Origin of the sequence: Acidovorax sp. CCYZU-2555 (assembly GCF_018413525.1) — a bacterium.
Taxonomy (GTDB): Bacteria; Pseudomonadota; Gammaproteobacteria; order Burkholderiales; family Burkholderiaceae_C; genus Comamonas.
The window spans coordinates 23,709-39,064 of the sequence record NZ_JAHCDD010000056.1; the positions used below are offsets into that span (position 1 = coordinate 23,709).

Below are 15,356 nucleotides of genomic sequence, written 5' to 3' on the forward strand. Positions count from 1 at the left end.
AGTTGCTGTCCGGTGCGTTGTCCAGCCCTCAGGGCGCGTTCAACCCCTCGATGGAGATCGGTGAGTTGTAGGCGGGATGCGCGGCTCATGTGAATTCATGTTGAATAGTTCAAACAAGTTTATATGAATTCATAATGTCGCATTCCCACCAGGTTTCCATCGAGGGTCGTCTCAATAATTCACAGGCAAAAGACCAGCGCCTCGCCCAGCCCGCTCACCTATCGATCAATCGATGGTGATCTTGCCAGTCTCGATCACCGACTTCCACTTGGCGTATTCCTTGCGCTGGAATTCCGCGAACTGGGCCGGCGTGTTGACCACCATCTCGAAGCCGATGGAGACGAACTGATCCCGCACCTTGGGATCGTTCAAGGCCTGCGCAAACGCGGCATGCGCCTTCTCGCGCACCGCAGGCGGCAGGCCCTTGGGGGCCACGATGGCCTGCCAGGAGGTGACTTCGACATTCTTCACGCCGGCTTCGGCGAGCGTGGGCACATCGGGCAGCACCGGGGAGCGCGCCGCGCTCGTGATGGCCAGGGCGCGCATCTTGCCGCCCTTGATGTACTGCACCACGGCGTTGATGTTCTGGAACGAGGCGTCGACCTGGCCGCCCATGATGTCGGCATGCGCGGGAGCGCCGCCTTTGTACGGCACATGGATGGCGGAGGTGCCGGTCTGCTGCCAGAACAATTCGGCCGTCAAGTGGTCGCTGGAGCCATGGCCCGCCGAGGCAAAAGTCATCTTGCCAGGATTGGCCTTGAGAGAGGCCACCACATCGGCCACCGATTTGTAGGGCGAGTTGGTCGGCACGATCAGCACATTCGGCGATTGCACAGCCACCGTGATCAGATCGAAGTCCTTGAGGGGATCGTATTGCATGCCCTTGATCAGGTGGGGGGTGATCGACAGCGGACCGAGCGAGCTCACGAGGAAGGTATAGCCGTCCGCGGGCGCGCGCTTGACGAAGGTCGCGCCAATCGTTCCCGTGGCGCCGGGCTTGTTCTCGACCAGAAAAGACTGCTTGAGGGAATTGTTGAGCAACGGCACCATGGCGCGCGCCACCTGGTCCGTCGAGCCACCCGGTGGGAACGGCACGACCAGGGTCACGGTTTTGTCCGGCCAGCTCTGGGCGTGCGCCGCGAGTGAGGCCAGGCCTATGCACAGCGCTGCAAGCGTTTTCTTCATGGATGTCTCCTGCGTTATGGAACAAATCTGCGGCCACCCAATCACCGGCAACACACAGTCAAATCGAAACTCAACTGAATGGTAACGTTGTCATTTTGAAGATAAATTGGCGTCTGACCTCTTGCATGATTTGCTTTTTTCAAGCAAATGCCGACCTTTGTGGATTTGCGGCTCAGGACGGCTAACGTTGTCATCTCTGAACGAAGCACGGATTGAATACATCGCGGCTGCCGCCGTTTGCCTGGGCGCGTTTGCACCCCCTTGGGCAGCGCCGGCATTGGCGCTGTTTCAATCGATCTTGATTCCGGCCTCGCGCACCACATCGGCGTACTTCTTCAGGTCTGCCTGAATCTGCTCGCTGAATTCCGCGGGCGTATTGCCCACGGAAGTGATGCCGAGCTTGGTCAGCCGTTCCTTGACCGCCGGCTCGTTGACGACGGCATGCAGTTCGCGCTGAATGCGCTCGACGATGGGCTTGGGCGTCCTGGCAGGTGCAAGCAGTCCTATCCACGAACTCACTTCGAAGCCCGCGATGGTTTCCGCGACCGTGGGCACATTGGGCAGCGAGGGCAGGCGCTGCGCGCTGGAAATCGCAATCGCGCGCACCTGCCCTCTTTCGATGAAAGGCAGAGCACCGGCGACGGCCGTATAGAGCATCGGCAACTGGCCGCCCACCACGTCGGCCAGCGCCTGGCCGCCGCCCTTGTAGGGCACGTGCAGGAAGTTCGCCCCCGTCCTCACCTTGAGCATCTCGGCCGCGATATGGGGTGTGCCGCCCGTGCCGGAGCTGCCATAGGACAGGCCGCCTTGCAGGCTCTTCGAGTACGCGATCAGCTCGGGCAAGGTCTTGGCCGGCACCGAAGGGTGGGTGACGATGACCAGCGCCGTGTCGCCGATCTTGCTCACGGGCGCGAAATCCTTCACGGTGTCGAACGGGACTTTCGCGAACACATGCGGGTTGATGACCAGCGTGCCGTCGAAGCCCAGCACCAGCGTATGGCCGTCGGGCGCGGCCGTGGCCACCGACTGCGTGCCGATATTGCCCGAGGCGCCGGGCCGGTTCTCGATCACCACCTGCTGGCCCAGCCGCGCGCCCAGGCGCTCGCCAACGACGCGTGCGCCGGTGTCGGTCACGCCGCCCGGCGTGAAGGGCACGACCAGGCGTATGGGCTTGCTCGGGAAGTCGGTCTGCGCCAGCGCGGGTGCGGCGGCCAGGGCCAAGGCACTGGAGGCGGCCAGCGCCAGCCAGCGGCGGCGCGGGGCGTTGTGAATGTTCGTCATGGGTTTTGTCTCCGTTTTTATGTGGTCTGTGGCGTCAGCGCGCCCAGCGTTTCTCGAAATCCCATACCTCCTGAAAACCGATCAGGCCGCAGAACTCCTGGAAGTCGAACAGCGGCACCTCGGGTGACTGGCTGACCCCGGTGTGCTTGAGTTGGCGCAATGCGCGCTCCATCGCCGCGGCCGCGGCCAGACTGGTGAGCGAGGGATAGATGGCCAGCGCAAAGCCGATCTCCTCGAGCACCTGCGCGGGCAGTATCGGTGTCTTGCCGCCATCGGCCATGTTCGCCAGCATGGGCGTGTCGAACGCGGCGCAGGCCTGGCGCATCTCTTCTTCCGACTGCGGTGCCTCGAAGAACAGGATGTCGGCGCCGGCCTCGGCATAGGCCTCGAGGCGGCGCATGGCCTCGGCTACGCCCAGCGCTGCGCGTGCATCGGTGCGGGCGATGATCAGGAAGTTCTCCTTGTCTTCGCGCGCCGCGGCCGCCACCTTGATCTTCTCGACCATGTCCTGCACCGGCACGCAGCGCTTGCCCGGCGTATGGCCGCACTTCTTCGGAAACTCCTGGTCCTCGAGCTGTATGGCCGTGACGCCGGCCGCCTCATAGCCGCGCACCGTGTGGTGCACGTTGAGCAGCCCGCCATAGCCGGTGTCGGCATCGGCAATCACCGCGCCCTGGCTGGTGTGCACCAGCGTCGCCATGCGGTCGAGCATCTGCGTGTAGGTGGCAATGCCCGCGTCGGGCAGGCCCAGGCTCGACGCCGTGAGCCAGTAGCCCGTGCCGTAGACGATGTCGAAACCCACCTTGTTGGCGACGCTGGCGGCAATCATGTCGTGCAGCCCGGGCGCGACGATGAATTCGCCGCGATCTAGCTTCTGGCGGAGTATGGGATTGGCCATGGCTGCTCACTCCGCCTTGATGCCGCCGCGCTGCGCGACCTGGGCCCACTTCCTGGTCTCGCTGGCGAGGAAGCTGCGGAACTCGGCCGGCGGCGTCAGCGTGATGTCGGCGCCCTGGTCGTGCATCTGCTTTTGCACCACCGCGTCGGAGGTGACTTTCTTCAGGTCCTGGTTGAGCTGCGCGACGATGGGCTCGGGCAGGCCGGCCGGGCCGAACAGGCCGTACCAGCTCAGCGACTCGACGCCGTCCAGGCCCGCTTCCTTGAAGGTCATGGCATCGGGGAACAGCGGCATGCGGCGGTCCGAAGCGACGCCGACCACGCGCAGCGCGCCCGAGCGCACATGCGGCAGCGCCGTGAGCACGCTGGTCACGCCCATGGGCAGGTGGCCGCCGATGATGTCGACCATGATGGGCGCGCCGCCCTTGTAGGGCACGCCGGTCAGCTTGAGATTGCCGGCCTGGCGTATCAGCTCGCCGGTCAGGCGCGTGAGCCCTTCCGAGTAGCCGCAGCCCAGCTCCTCCTTGCGCGCCGCGGCCAGCAGGTCGGGCAATGTCTTGTAGGGGCCGCCCGCCTGCACCACCAGCACCGACGGCGAGCTGGCGATATTGGTCACGGCGGTGAAGGCCTTGTCGGTGTCGTAGGGCAGCGACTTCATCAGCACCGGGTTGATGGCATGCGAGCCGACCACCAGCATCAGCGTGTGGCCGTCGGGCGCGGCGCGCGCCACCGTGCTCGAACCGATCACGCCATTGGCGCCGGTGCGGTTCTCCACCACCATCGACTGGCCCCAGAGCTCGGTCAGGCGCTGGGCCATCAGACGGCCGACGATGTCGGTGCCGCCACCGGCCGAGTAAGGCACGACGAGGGTCACGGGCTTGGTCGGATATTTCGCGGCTTGCGCCAGCACATTGCCTGCCGTGCCCGCGGCGGCCAGCGAGGCGAGGCCGGCGAGCAGTTGGCGGCGATTGGGATGGTTGAAGTTCGGGTGCATTTTTGTCTCCTGGTTGTTGTCTTATGTGTTTTGCAGGTCTTGGTCGCGCTGGCGGCGCAGCCAGGTGATGGCGCGCCCGCCCAGCGGTCTTCGCAACTGCTCCTGCGCGAAATCCACCGCCGCGAGCAGGCCGGGCAGCGCGATGCCGGTGGCAAAGCCGCTGCGCTCGGCCATCAGCACCAGGTCTTCGGTCGCTACATTGCCCGCGGCGCCCGGCGCGAACGGGCAGCCGCCTATGCCGCCCACGCTCGCATCGAAGCGGCGCACGCCGGCTTCGAGCGCGGCCCAGGCATTGGCCACGCCCATGCCGCGCGTGTCGTGCAGGTGGACCGCAATGCGCTCCATGGGCAGCACATCGCGCAGCGCCGCAAAGCGCTCCTTCACCTGGCCCGGCGAGGCCGAGCCTATGGTGTCGGCGATGACGATCTCGTCGGCCGCGGCCGCATGCATGCGCGCCGACAGGCGCAGCAGCTCATCGAGCGGCGTCGCGCCTTCGAACGGGCAGTCGAAGGCCACGGCCACATAGGCGCGCGTGCGCAGGCCCAGCGCGCGCGCCGCGGCCAGCGTCTGTTCGCTGACTTCAGTGGCCTGGTCCAGGCCCATGTTGATGTTCTTGCGGTTCATGGTCTCGGAAGCCGAGAGCACGACCGCGATCTCTTTTGCGCCGGCCGCATGCGCGCGCTCCAGCCCCTTGAGATTGGGCACCAGCACCGAAGTGCGCAGCGTGGGAAAGCGCGCCTGCACCTGCGGCACGAGTTCGGCGGCATCGGCCATCTGCGGCACGGCCCTGGGCGAGACGAAACTGGCGGCCTCGACGCTGCGCAGGCCGGCGTCGACCAGCAATTCGATCAGCCGCAGCTTGTCCGCGGTGCAGAGGTGTATCGCCTGGTTCTGCAGGCCGTCGCGCGGCGCGACATCGGTGATGTGAATGGATTCCTTCACGTTCATGCAATCGCCCCTTCGGCACGCAGCGCCTCGAGCTTTTCCGGTGCGTAACCGACGAAGTCGCCCAGCACCTGGCGCGTGTTCTCGCCCAGCTCCGGTGGGCTGGTGAACGCCCGGCCCTTGTCGGCGCCCGACAGCTTGATCGGATTGCCCGGCATGCGCACGCTGGCGCCGCTTTTGAGCGGCACCTCGACCACCATGTCGCGTGCCAGCACCTGGGCGTCGCTCAGCGCCTGCTCGAAGTTGTTCACCGGGCCGCAGGGAATGCGCGCCTCGCGCAGGCGCTCGAGCCAGTGCGCGGTCGGCTGCAGGCGCAGCGCCGCGCCGACGATCGCATCGATCTCGGCCTTGGCCGCGAGCCGCACCGGCTGCTGGCGGTACGCGGGCTTGCGCAGCGCGGGCAGATCGATGAATTCGACGAAGCGGTCGAAGAACGGGTCGCCTATGCAGGCAATGATCACATGGCCGTCGGCCGTGGGATAGCTGTTGTAGGGCACATGCACGAAATGGCCGTTGCCTATGCCTTCGGGCACATGGCCCGACAGCAGGTGCATGGTCGCCATATAGTTGAGCAGCGAAATCTGTGCGTCCAGCATCGAGATGTCGACATGCTGGCCCTTGCCGGTCTGATCGCGCTCGACCAGTGCCGCGAGCACGCCCATGGCGCCGAACACGCCGCCGCCCAGGTCGCCGATGGGAATGCCGCTGCGCGTCGGGCCGCTCTCGGGCGTGCCGGTGATCGACATGCCGCCGCCCATGGCCTGCACCACCTGGTCGAAGGCCGGGCGCTGGGTCTGCGGCCCGGTCTGACCGAAGCCCGTGACCGAGCAGGTGACGATGCGCGGGTTCACCGCCGACAGCGACGCGTAGTCGATGCCCAGGCGCTCGGTCACGCCGACGCTGAAGTTGTCGAACACTACGTCGGCCTTGCGCACCAGATCGAGAAACACCGCCTTGCCGGCCAGCGTCTTCAGGTCCACGCAGACGCTTTGCTTGTTGCGGTTGAGCGTGAGGTAGTAGGCGCCCATGCCGTCGCGCGAATAGTGGGGGTCGTTTTCCAGCAGCCGGCGCGTGCCTTCGCCGCTGCCGGGCGGCTCGACCTTGATGGTGCGCGCGCCGAGGTCGGCCAGCAGCATGGTGCCGTAGGGGCCCGACAGCATGTGCGTCAGGTCCAGCACGGTGATGTGTTCAAGTGCCACGTTCAATGTCTCCGAAAGGTTGGCGAATGCCTCAGCAACAGCAAGAGCCGCGCCAGCCCGTGGAGCCCGCGCAAGTCATTGATTTTCAATGGAATGACATTGCGTCAAACCGGGGCGCGTGTCGCACTGCGACATATTTGAAACGCCAATATGTTTCAATGCGACATGAGCAACGACCGTTCGTCCCCTCCTCTTTTCGCCGCGCCCACGCGCAGCGGCGCGCTGCCGCGCCTGTGTTTTCTGAGCTACCGGCAGATCCGCGGCTTCGCCATGCCGGTGGTCGCCGAGTACACCGGCCGCGCCGAGATCGAAGTGCTCGACGGCACGTTTGGCGATGCGCTGGCGATTGCGCGCGACCGCCTGGAGCGCGGCCTGGTCGATGCCTTCGTGAGCGCGGGCTCGAACGCCAGCATCCTGCGCGCGGGCTTGCAGGCGCCGGTCGCGACCATTCAGCTGACGGGCTTCGACCTGCTGCAGGCGCTGATCAAGGCGCGGCGCGTTTCCAGCCGCGTGGGCGTGGTGATGTATGGCAAGACCATCCCCGAACTCGACGAAGTCAAGGACCTGCTCAACATCGAAGTGGTGCAACACGCCTACCAGACGCCCGACGATGCGCGCCTGCGTTTCGAGCAGCTGCGGCGCGAGGGCTTCGACGTGATCGTCGGCTCCAGTCTGGTGGTGGAGCTGGCCGAGCAGGCCGGCCTGCACGGGCTGCTGGCCTACTCGCTGGGCAGCGTGCGCAAGGGCTTCGAAGACGCACTGGAACTGGCGCGCGTCGCGCGCCTTGAGGCCGGCCGCTACGAACAGCTCAACAGCGTGCTGCACAACCTGCAGGAAGCCGTGCTGGCCGTGGACCGCGACCACCGCGTGATCGCCATCAATCCGGCGATGCAGCAATTGCTGGGCCCGTCGCAGTCAAAACTCCTGGGCCAGCCGCTGGACACCATAGAACCCGAACTGTCGCTGCAGCCCACGCTGGCCAGCGGCCAGGTCGAGCGCGCCGTGGTGCAGCGCTTCGCCCAACGCGATTGGGTGGTCAACCGCACGCCGATTCGCGAGCACGGCGAGATCGTCGGCGCCGCCCTGACCCTCTACGACGCGCGCGCCATCCAGGAAGCCGACACCAGCTTGCGCATGCAACAAGGCCGACGCCAGAGCGCGGCACGCCACCGCTTCGCCAACCTGATAGGCCAGAGCCCGGCCTTTGTGCGCGCCGTGCAGACCGCCAGACGCTTTGCGCGCACCGACCTCACGGTGCTGATCGTCGGAGAAAGCGGTGTGGGCAAGGAGCTGTTCGCCCAGTCCATACACAACGAGAGCGTGCGCGCCGGCCGGCCTTTTGTCGCCGTCAACTGCGCGGCCTTTCCCGAAGCGCTGCTCGAAAGCGAGCTGTTCGGCTACGAGGAAGGCGCGTTCACGGGGTCCCGGCGCGGCGGCAAGCGCGGGCTCTTTGAGGCGGCGCACACCGGCACGCTGTTTCTCGACGAGATCGGCGACATGCCGCTGCAGCTGCAGACACGGTTGCTGCGCGTGCTGCAGGAACGCGAGATCACGCGCCTGGGCGCGACGGCCGCCATTCCGGTCGATGTGCGCGTGATCGCCGCCACGCACCAGCCTTTGCTGGGCATGATTGCCGAGCGCCGCTTCCGTCAGGACCTGTTCTACCGGCTCAACACGCTGCGCCTGCCGCTGCCGCCCTTGCGCGAGCGCCGCGAAGACATCGCGCCGCTGGCCCAGGCGCAAGTCGACCGCTGCCTGCAACGCCTGGGCGCGCGTCTGGAGCCGGTGCGTGCACTGGCGCCCTTGCTGGCGCGGCTGTGCGCCTATGACTGGCCCGGCAACATTCGCGAACTGGAAAACCTCGTCGAGCGCATCGCCGTGTTTCTCATGCAGTTCGAGCGCATCGAAGACATTCGCTACGACGAATTGCAGCATGACCTGCCGGAACTCTATGCCGATGCCGGCCCCGCGGCGGCCGATGGCGCAGGACTGAGCGCCGCGCGTGTGGCCGCCGCACTGCAGGCACAGGGCGGCAACCGCCAGGCCGCGGCGCGGCAGCTCGGCGTAAGCCGCTCCACGCTGTGGCGCTGGCTGCGCGAACACGGCAGTGAGGCAGCGCGCACCCGATAACCCGCCACCACATGGTTGAAGCAGAGGTCCTGTTTGAGACCAGCGAAAGCCTGTGAATTGACCCTCAGGTCGGCTGACCGGGCAGCGGCAATCGCACTTCCACGCAGGTCTGACCAGGGCGCGACTGCAGTTGCAGTGTTCCGAAGACGCGCTCGACGCGCGTCTGCATGCTGCTCATGCCTATGCTGAGGCCGCCGCGCAGCACGCTGTCGACATCCAGGCCCACACCGTCATCCTCGACCCGCAGCACCAGCGTCCAGGCATCGGGCTGCGAGAGATGCACGCACACTTTCTGCGCTTGGCTGTGCTTGAGCACATTGGTCAGTGCCTCTTCGAGCACCCGCATCAGCGTCAGGCAGTACGCGGCCGGAGGAACGGCTGCGCGCCAAAGCGCCGGCGTGTGCCAGTCGCAGGCAATGCCCAGTTCATCGAACAGCGGAATGAAGCGATTGCGCACCGGCGCACCCCAGTCGATGGGCGTTTCGGGGGCGCTGAGTCCCGGGCTGGCGCTGGTGTCTATGAGCTGGCTCAGGTCATCGCGCAGCAGCTTGAGGATGGAAAGCATCTGTGCGGGTGGCAGCGCATCGTCGCTTTGCTCGACCAAGGCCATCGAGCGCACCAGCGTCGCGCCCAGGCCGTCATGCAGGTCGTGGGCGATGGCCAGACGTTCCTGCAGGCGGGTGTTGTCCAGCGCCAGCGCGTGCTCGCGCTGCAGGTTGCTGCGCAACTCGGTCTGCGCGGTGGCGACGGCGCCGCGCAGTTCATCGCTGAAAAGCGCGATGCGCTGGGTATTGCGCGCGATGCGCAAGCCCATCAATGCCGCCATGACCAGGCTGGTGATCACCGCGACATAACCGATGAGCGTGGGATCGTTGGGGCGAATGTTGGCGTTCACCAGCCAACCGTGAATGCACACGCCGAGGAAAATGAGCAGACATGCGGCCAACAGACGGTCTTCGACGCGCGGCCCGCGCCAATGGCGAGCGACGCCCCACAGGCAACTGCACACATAAAGCAGCGTGCAAAGCACGCCCACCGCCGCCAACGCCAGTTCGAGCTGATAAGGCCCTGCCAGCCAGACCAGGGCCGCGAGCACGATGACGGCCGGCCACGCCACTTTCAGCACCAGCCCCAGCAGCACGGTCACAGGCGAATCGGCCCGCGCCGCGGCGGCGTCGGCCGCGCCATCGAGAGCGCCGAAATGCCGAATGAACTGAATGAAGCAAAGCACATGCAGCAGCAGCGCGCAGGCGTTGGCGCGCGCCAGGGTCAAGGTCTCGGCAAAAGGCCAGGGCGAGGTCGCCAGCATATTGACGATGAACAGCGACCAGAACAGATTCGTCAGCGCAAACCAGCCGTAGGCCCGCTGGCCGCGGTGGAACAACCAGATGAAGGCAAAGATGCAAGCGGCGATGGCCGATATCATCAGGTTGATAAAGAAAACCGTGCGCCATTCCCAGTGCTGCTGCGCCTGATGCGCGGCAATGGCCGCGGGGTCGCCCAGGTGCACCGGCCCCAGGCCCGGAGACAGCGACGGCAGTCCTATCACCCGCACCCAAATCGACGGCGTGGCCGCGCCCACCAGCGACGCCGGCAACAGCCACTGGCGCGGCATGTTCCAGCTGCGCGACAAGGGTTCGTGCAAATGCGCATCGCGCCAAAGCAAGGCGTCGCCCACAAACAGCTCGCCAGTCATATTGATTCTGTCCACGGCCAGCGCCACCGGGGTGTCCAGACAACCAGCCGCAGGGTCCCGGTGCCAGTCAATGCGATACCAGACACTGCCTCCGTGTCTGGGCCAGCGCTGCGACCAGCTGTGAGGCAAGCTGACGGTTTCCCAACCGGTCGTTGGACGCTGCCCTTCGGACTCCGGGGCTTCGCGCGCCGCCTGCACGGCGACGATTTCCGCGTTGCAGTCGGTCAAGGCGTGGGCTGTGGCAGCGGCGGAGAATGCCAGGCATGCGACGAGCAGCAGCGCATTCCAGATTGCGATGAATGGGGTGCGGGCGCTCATTCGCTGAGCAGGCCGCGCACGCGGGCGGTCTGCACGGCGCGAATGCGCGAGGTCACGGCAAGCTTGCGGTAGATATTGCGCACATGGCTGGCAATCGTCGCGGGCGACAGGCAAAGGCATTCGGCAATTTCCCGGTTGACCAGCCCTTCGGCGACGAATTGGAGAATCTGCAACTCGCGCGCGCTCAGCACATGGTCCGGCTGTTTGGCGGCTTCGACCGGCTCGGTCGGCTCGACGGCTTCGGCGGCACTGATGGTCGCGGGGTACAGCTCGTCAATGATGCGCCGTGCCAAAAAAGGATCGATGGGCGTTCCGCCGCGCAGGATGCTGCGTATCGCCAACGATACCTCCAAATCGTCGCGCTCCTTGAGCACATAGCCCGATGCGCCGGCGCGCAGGGCGTTCAGAATGGCCTCGCCCGAATTCCACGCGGAGATGACGAGGATGCCGATGTCGGCATAGGTTTCGCGCAATTGCGCAATCACTTCCAGCCCGCTGCCGTCGGGCAGGCCCAGATCCACCAGCGCCAGCCCGACCTCATGCTGTGCGAGCTGATCGCTGGCCTGTGCCAGCGAATCCGCCAGCAGCAAGTGCTTGCGTTCATAGCCATGCTGCACCAGGATGTTTTCGATGCGCGTTCGCGTGCGCAATTCGTTTTCCACGATGAGCACTGGGGAAGGCAGCGTCGCAATGGCAGGCAGGTGAAGTGGAATTTCTTTGGACATGGAAAAGCAATGAGGAGCCGGGCACCCCGGCAGGCGAGCCTGAAGTGTGCATCCACGCTCAGGGCTGCAAGCGACGCAGGACGGAAAAATGACAGGCCAAAGCCCCCGCCTTGCGTTATGACAGATCCGTGCCGGTTTGCTGCAAGAGAGACTATGCAGATGAATGGAACTTTTGACCATCATCCAAAAAGAGGATATTGCGTATTCAAGGGCGTTCCCGGCAACGCCAATTGTCGGGCCATCAGGCTATGGATAAACCCGATTTTCAATCGCCAGCCGCCCTGCCAGACTCTGGACCAACTGCGCGGCGCATCTTTGCCTGCCGACTCCAGAAAGAGATGCATGCCACTGATCAAAACGCCGTCCGGACACCAAGCGCTCAAGGAGCGCCAGGGCATCACCCTGCGCCAGCGCTCGGCTTTCATCCTGTTCGACGGCAAGCGCAGCACGGCCGAAGTGCTGGCCGCGACGGCGGCAATGGGCATCACGCAGCAGGATGTGCAGTCCATGCTGGACCAGGGCTTGCTGGAGCCCGGCCCCGACAGCTTGCCGCCGCCAGCAGATGCGCCCGCCAGCGACCGTTCCGACCAGGAGCGTTACCAGGCGGCCTATCTGATTGCCACGGAGATCACGGGCAGCCTGGGCTTGCGTGGTTTCCGGCTGAATCTGTCGGTCGAGAGCGTGAGCGGCTTCGACGGACTCGTGGCGCTGGCGCCCAAGATCCGCGAGGCGGTGGGCGATGCCCGATACGAACGCCTCAGGCAGGCGCTGTTTGCCTGATAGGGACGGGGCTTGCCGCTCTTGCGACGGCATTGCGCACCCGCGCAAAATGCCGAACTTGCTCGCTCAGACCAGCGCCGCGCCAGACGGGTCGCCAAACACCGGTGTTGAAGCGGTGGCCACCTGGCCGCTGGCCCCCAGTCCCAATGCCGCGCGCAGCGTCAAGCCTGCGCCGTCAGCGGCGTAGGCCGTGGACTGCGCCCATGCCAGCACGCTCTGCAGATCGCCCTCGCCCAGCACCAGGCGCAGGCCCGCAGCCGCATAGGCGTTGCCGCTCACCGACTGCAGCGCCAGATCGACGCCCCGCAGATCGCCGCCCTCCCCGCCTTGGGCCTGCAGCAGCAACAGCGGCGGCTTGGACGCCCCATCGGTGGGCAGCGTCAACGGCCCGCCGATATGCGCGTAGGCCGGATCGGCAATGCGCACAATGCGCTGCGCGTCGACGTATCGACCCGCGTGTGTGTCGCCGATGATCGCGTCCAGCGGCCACGAATCCCATAGCGACGACACCAGGCGCAGATAGTCGGCGGCCGACGCAGCGTCCGTTGCGCGCGCAAACCAGGCATCCGTCTGCGCGTCGGCATGCAGGCCGATTCCGATGCGCGCGCCATGCAGCGCGCTCAGCGTAGACACGGTGCGCGCGATATTGATCGGATGCTGGCGTGCGGGGTCGACCCGCACCACGACGCGGCTGCGGCGCGTGAACGCCAGCAGGAAGGCCGCGAACACCGTGCCGTCCTTGGCGTGGCTTGCGGGCGTGGCGAAGCCGACCGAAAACGCCGCCACCGGTAGCTGGTCCAGCGCCCGGCCCAAGGCCGCGGCGCGCTCGCCGCCCGCGGCCAGCACAGCCGTCGCGGCCTCCAGCGCAGGGCCCGACAGGTCGAGAATGATGCGCTCGCTCATGGCTGCAACTCCTTGATTCGTTGGGCAAACGGAATGTCCGCGGGCTCCTGCGCCACCAGTCCGCGCTGGCGCAGCACCGGAATGGCATGGGCGACGAACTCCTTGAGTCCCAGCGGATTGGCATCGAACAGCAGGTTGAAGCCGTCGGCCGCGCCGCCGCGCTGCCACTGCGCGACCACATCGGCGAACTGCTCGGGCGTGCCGACGAAGAACTGGTGACCGAAGCCCGAGAAATGCCGCACCAGCTGCTGCACCGTGAGCCCATGGGCCACGCCATAGGCGGTGATCGATTTGCGAAAGCCCACCGAGCCGCGCTCGCTGGAGCCCGCCAGCTGCTCCAGCGCCGCGGCCGGGGCCGAGAGATCGAAGCGGTCGGCGTCTATGTCCAGCAGGCTGGCAAAGCGGCGCAGCACATAGCCTTCGGGCCCCAGGCCGTGCACCAGCTGAAAGCGCGCTTCGGCCTCGGCTTGCGTGGAGCCGATCACCAGATGCACGCCGGGCAGCACCACGGGTGGGCGGCGGCCCAGTTCGCGCGCCATGGCGTGCAGCTCGGCGCGGTTGCGGCGCGCGGCCTCGAACACGGTTTCGGCCGAGAACACGGCGTCGGCGCTGCCCGCGGCCAGCCGCCGGCCCTGCTCCGAGCCTCCAGCCTGCACGATCAGCGGCGATATCTCGCGCGCAAAGCGCGCCGCGGTGTCCCCCGTGCGCAGCGCGGCGCGGCCCAGGTCATAGTTGAACAAGGGCCCCGCATGGTGCAAGTCCTTGCCTGCGCGCACCGCGTCCAGATAGGCGTGATAGACGTCGAGGAATTCGCTGGCGCGCGCATAGCGGTCTTCGCGTTCGGGCGCCTTCTCGAGCGGAAAGTCGCGCAGCGACAGCTGCGGCACGCCCGTCACCACGTTCCAGCCGAAGCGGCCTTGCGACAGCAGGTTGTAGTCGAGCAGGCGCTCGGCCAGCTCGATGGGGTCGTTGGAGCTGGTGGAGACGGTGGCGATCACGCCCAGGCGGCTGGTTTCGGCCAGCACCACGCCCAGCGCGGCCAGCGGCTCGACCATGCGGTTGGGCCGTATGGCCGGGTTGGCCGACAGGCCGGGCATGTCGGCCAGGAAGATGCCGTCGAGGCCGCCGTCTTCGGCGGTGCGCGCCACATCGCGCCAGAAGGCCGCGCCCAGATTGTCGAGTGCGCCCGTGCCGGGCGCGCGCCAGGCGCCGGCATCGGCGCCGAAGTCGTAGATGTTGGCGTTGAGAACGAAGCCGGTCACAGCGCCGACTCCTTGGGCGTGCCCACGAACCACACGTCGGGCAGGGCCACGCCGTTGAGCGCTTCATGGCCCAGCACGCGCGCCTTCTGCGGCGAAGGATTGTGCGAGGCGATGGTGCGCGCATTGCGCCAGTGCCGGTCGAAACCGCGGCTGGCCACAACCATGGAGCCGCCGCCCACGTCGAACAGCGACTGCGCGGCGTCCAGGATCAGCGAAGGCAGCACCACCTGCAGCTGGGTGACGCTGCGGTGGGCGTCACGGAACGGGTCGCCCGCGCCTGCGGGCGCGCTGGCTGCCGCCTGCAGCTCGCGCGCCGCTGAACGCAGCGCCATCAAGGCCGTGCCGGCCACGGCCGACAGCCGGCCGACGATCTGCTGCACCACGGGGTCCTGCGCGGGCGTGGCCGCTGCCGCATGGCTGAAGTGGCGCGTGCGGCCGTCGAGCCAGGCCACGGAATCTTCGAAAGCACGAATCGCTATGCCGGTCAGCGTGGCCAGGTGGGTGATCTGCGCCATCGCATCCTGGCGCGCCGAAGGCGCGGCGTCGGCCGGCGAGCGCAGGCGCACGCGCGCTGGCTCGACACGCACGTTCTCGAAGCGCATCGAGCCGCTCATGGTCAGGCGCTGGCCCACGCCGTCCCAATCGTCGACGACCACCACGCCCGGTGCGTCGCGCGCCACGGTGGCGATCACATGCCGGCCTTGCGCGTCCGCCGCGAACACCTGCACCCAGTGCGCGTAGCCCGCGCCCGTGGTGTAGAACTTGGCGCCGTTGAGGCGCAGCTCGCCGTCTGCATCAGTGGCCAGCCGCGTCTGCACGCTGCCGACCTCGACACTGCCGATCTCGGTCGTCGCCGCGCCGATGATGCGTCCGGCCGCGATTTCCGCGGTCAGGAAAGCGTCTCGCGCCGCGGCGGGCGCGTTCACCAATTGCTCCACGGCGAGGAAATGCGAGCGCAGGCTCTGGGCCGCGCTCGAGTCGGCGCGCGCCAGCGCCACCAGCAGGTCGACCGCTTGCGGGTACGAGAAGCCCAGGCCGCCG

13 protein-coding genes are annotated in these 15,356 nt (G+C 66.7%); 2 read left to right on the forward strand and 11 right to left on the reverse strand.

Annotation, left to right across the window (positions count from 1 at the left end; all coding sequences use genetic code 11):
* Nucleotides 1-225: 225 nt before the first annotated feature.
* The 6 genes from KHY18_RS18505 to KHY18_RS18530 all read right to left on the reverse strand — a co-directional run bounded on the left by KHY18_RS18505 (nt 226) and on the right by KHY18_RS18530 (nt 6,501).
* Complete coding sequence (locus KHY18_RS18505) at nt 226-1,185, reverse strand: Bug family tripartite tricarboxylate transporter substrate binding protein (RefSeq protein WP_213303210.1); 960 nt, start codon at nt 1,183-1,185, stop codon at nt 226-228.
* A gap of 288 nt (nt 1,186-1,473) precedes the next feature.
* Entirely contained in the window at nt 1,474-2,466 is a 993-nt protein-coding gene (locus KHY18_RS18510) for a Bug family tripartite tricarboxylate transporter substrate binding protein (protein ID WP_213303213.1), read from the reverse strand.
* Nucleotides 2,467-2,500: 34 nt separating this feature from the next.
* Entirely contained in the window at nt 2,501-3,364 is an 864-nt protein-coding gene (locus KHY18_RS18515) for an isocitrate lyase/PEP mutase family protein (RefSeq protein WP_213303216.1), read from the reverse strand.
* A gap of 6 nt (nt 3,365-3,370) precedes the next feature.
* Complete coding sequence (locus KHY18_RS18520; protein WP_213303219.1) at nt 3,371-4,357, reverse strand: tripartite tricarboxylate transporter substrate binding protein; 987 nt, start codon at nt 4,355-4,357, stop codon at nt 3,371-3,373.
* A 21-nt stretch (nt 4,358-4,378) separates the two neighbouring features.
* Entirely contained in the window at nt 4,379-5,299 is a 921-nt protein-coding gene (locus KHY18_RS18525) for a hydroxymethylglutaryl-CoA lyase (RefSeq protein WP_213303248.1), read from the reverse strand.
* Nucleotides 5,300-5,301: 2 nt separating this feature from the next.
* Nucleotides 5,302-6,501: a CaiB/BaiF CoA transferase family protein gene (locus tag KHY18_RS18530; protein WP_213303222.1), complete on the reverse strand. Its 1,200-nt coding sequence runs from the start codon at nt 6,499-6,501 to the stop codon at nt 5,302-5,304.
* Between the two features lie 165 nt (nt 6,502-6,666).
* Between KHY18_RS18530 and prpR the strand changes: the two genes are divergently transcribed.
* On the forward strand, nt 6,667-8,631 hold the full coding sequence (prpR, locus tag KHY18_RS18535; RefSeq protein WP_213303226.1) for a propionate catabolism operon regulatory protein PrpR: 1,965 nt from the start codon (nt 6,667-6,669) through the stop codon (nt 8,629-8,631).
* 64 nt (nt 8,632-8,695) lie between these two features.
* Here the strand turns inward: prpR and KHY18_RS18540 are convergent, their stop codons facing one another.
* Together KHY18_RS18540 and KHY18_RS18545 are read right to left on the reverse strand one after the other, a co-directional pair.
* Nucleotides 8,696-10,327 (reverse strand): sensor histidine kinase, encoded by a 1,632-nt coding sequence (locus tag KHY18_RS18540; RefSeq protein WP_213303229.1) that lies wholly within the window; start codon nt 10,325-10,327, stop codon nt 8,696-8,698.
* 314 nt (nt 10,328-10,641) lie between these two features.
* Entirely contained in the window at nt 10,642-11,370 is a 729-nt protein-coding gene (locus KHY18_RS18545; RefSeq protein ID WP_213303232.1) for a response regulator, read from the reverse strand.
* A gap of 342 nt (nt 11,371-11,712) precedes the next feature.
* On the opposite strand from KHY18_RS18545, the gene KHY18_RS18550 reads away from it, so the two are divergent.
* Nucleotides 11,713-12,150, forward strand: a complete 438-nt coding sequence (locus KHY18_RS18550; protein ID WP_213303236.1) for a hypothetical protein — start codon at nt 11,713-11,715, stop codon at nt 12,148-12,150.
* A gap of 66 nt (nt 12,151-12,216) precedes the next feature.
* On the opposite strand, the gene KHY18_RS18555 is transcribed toward KHY18_RS18550, so the two are convergent.
* From KHY18_RS18555 to KHY18_RS18565, 3 genes are all read right to left on the reverse strand, one after another.
* Complete coding sequence (locus tag KHY18_RS18555; protein WP_213303239.1) at nt 12,217-13,053, reverse strand: LLM class flavin-dependent oxidoreductase; 837 nt, start codon at nt 13,051-13,053, stop codon at nt 12,217-12,219.
* Nucleotides 13,050-14,315: an LLM class flavin-dependent oxidoreductase gene (locus KHY18_RS18560; protein WP_213303242.1), complete on the reverse strand. Its 1,266-nt coding sequence runs from the start codon at nt 14,313-14,315 to the stop codon at nt 13,050-13,052. The genes KHY18_RS18555 and KHY18_RS18560 overlap by 4 nt, the downstream gene beginning before the upstream one ends.
* Nucleotides 14,312-15,356, reverse strand: a 1,045-nt coding sequence (locus KHY18_RS18565) for an acyl-CoA dehydrogenase family protein (RefSeq protein ID WP_213303245.1), incomplete at its 5' end; no start/stop codon positions are given. The genes KHY18_RS18565 and KHY18_RS18560, both read right to left, overlap by 4 nt.

Coding starts and splice junctions, on each gene's coding strand:
- KHY18_RS18505 (WP_213303210.1), bottom strand. CDS start 1,185: ATGAAGAAAACGCTTGCAGCGCTGTGCATAGGCCTGGCCTCACTCGCG.
- KHY18_RS18510 (WP_213303213.1), bottom strand. CDS start 2,466: ATGACGAACATTCACAACGCCCCGCGCCGCCGCTGGCTGGCGCTGGCC.
- KHY18_RS18515 (WP_213303216.1), bottom strand. CDS start 3,364: ATGGCCAATCCCATACTCCGCCAGAAGCTAGATCGCGGCGAATTCATC.
- KHY18_RS18520 (WP_213303219.1), bottom strand. CDS start 4,357: ATGCACCCGAACTTCAACCATCCCAATCGCCGCCAACTGCTCGCCGGC.
- prpR (WP_213303226.1), top strand. CDS start 6,667: ATGAGCAACGACCGTTCGTCCCCTCCTCTTTTCGCCGCGCCCACGCGC.
- KHY18_RS18540 (WP_213303229.1), bottom strand. CDS start 10,327: ATGACTGGCGAGCTGTTTGTGGGCGACGCCTTGCTTTGGCGCGATGCG.
- KHY18_RS18545 (WP_213303232.1), bottom strand. CDS start 11,370: ATGTCCAAAGAAATTCCACTTCACCTGCCTGCCATTGCGACGCTGCCT.
- KHY18_RS18550 (WP_213303236.1), top strand. CDS start 11,713: ATGCCACTGATCAAAACGCCGTCCGGACACCAAGCGCTCAAGGAGCGC.
- KHY18_RS18555 (WP_213303239.1), bottom strand. CDS start 13,053: ATGAGCGAGCGCATCATTCTCGACCTGTCGGGCCCTGCGCTGGAGGCC.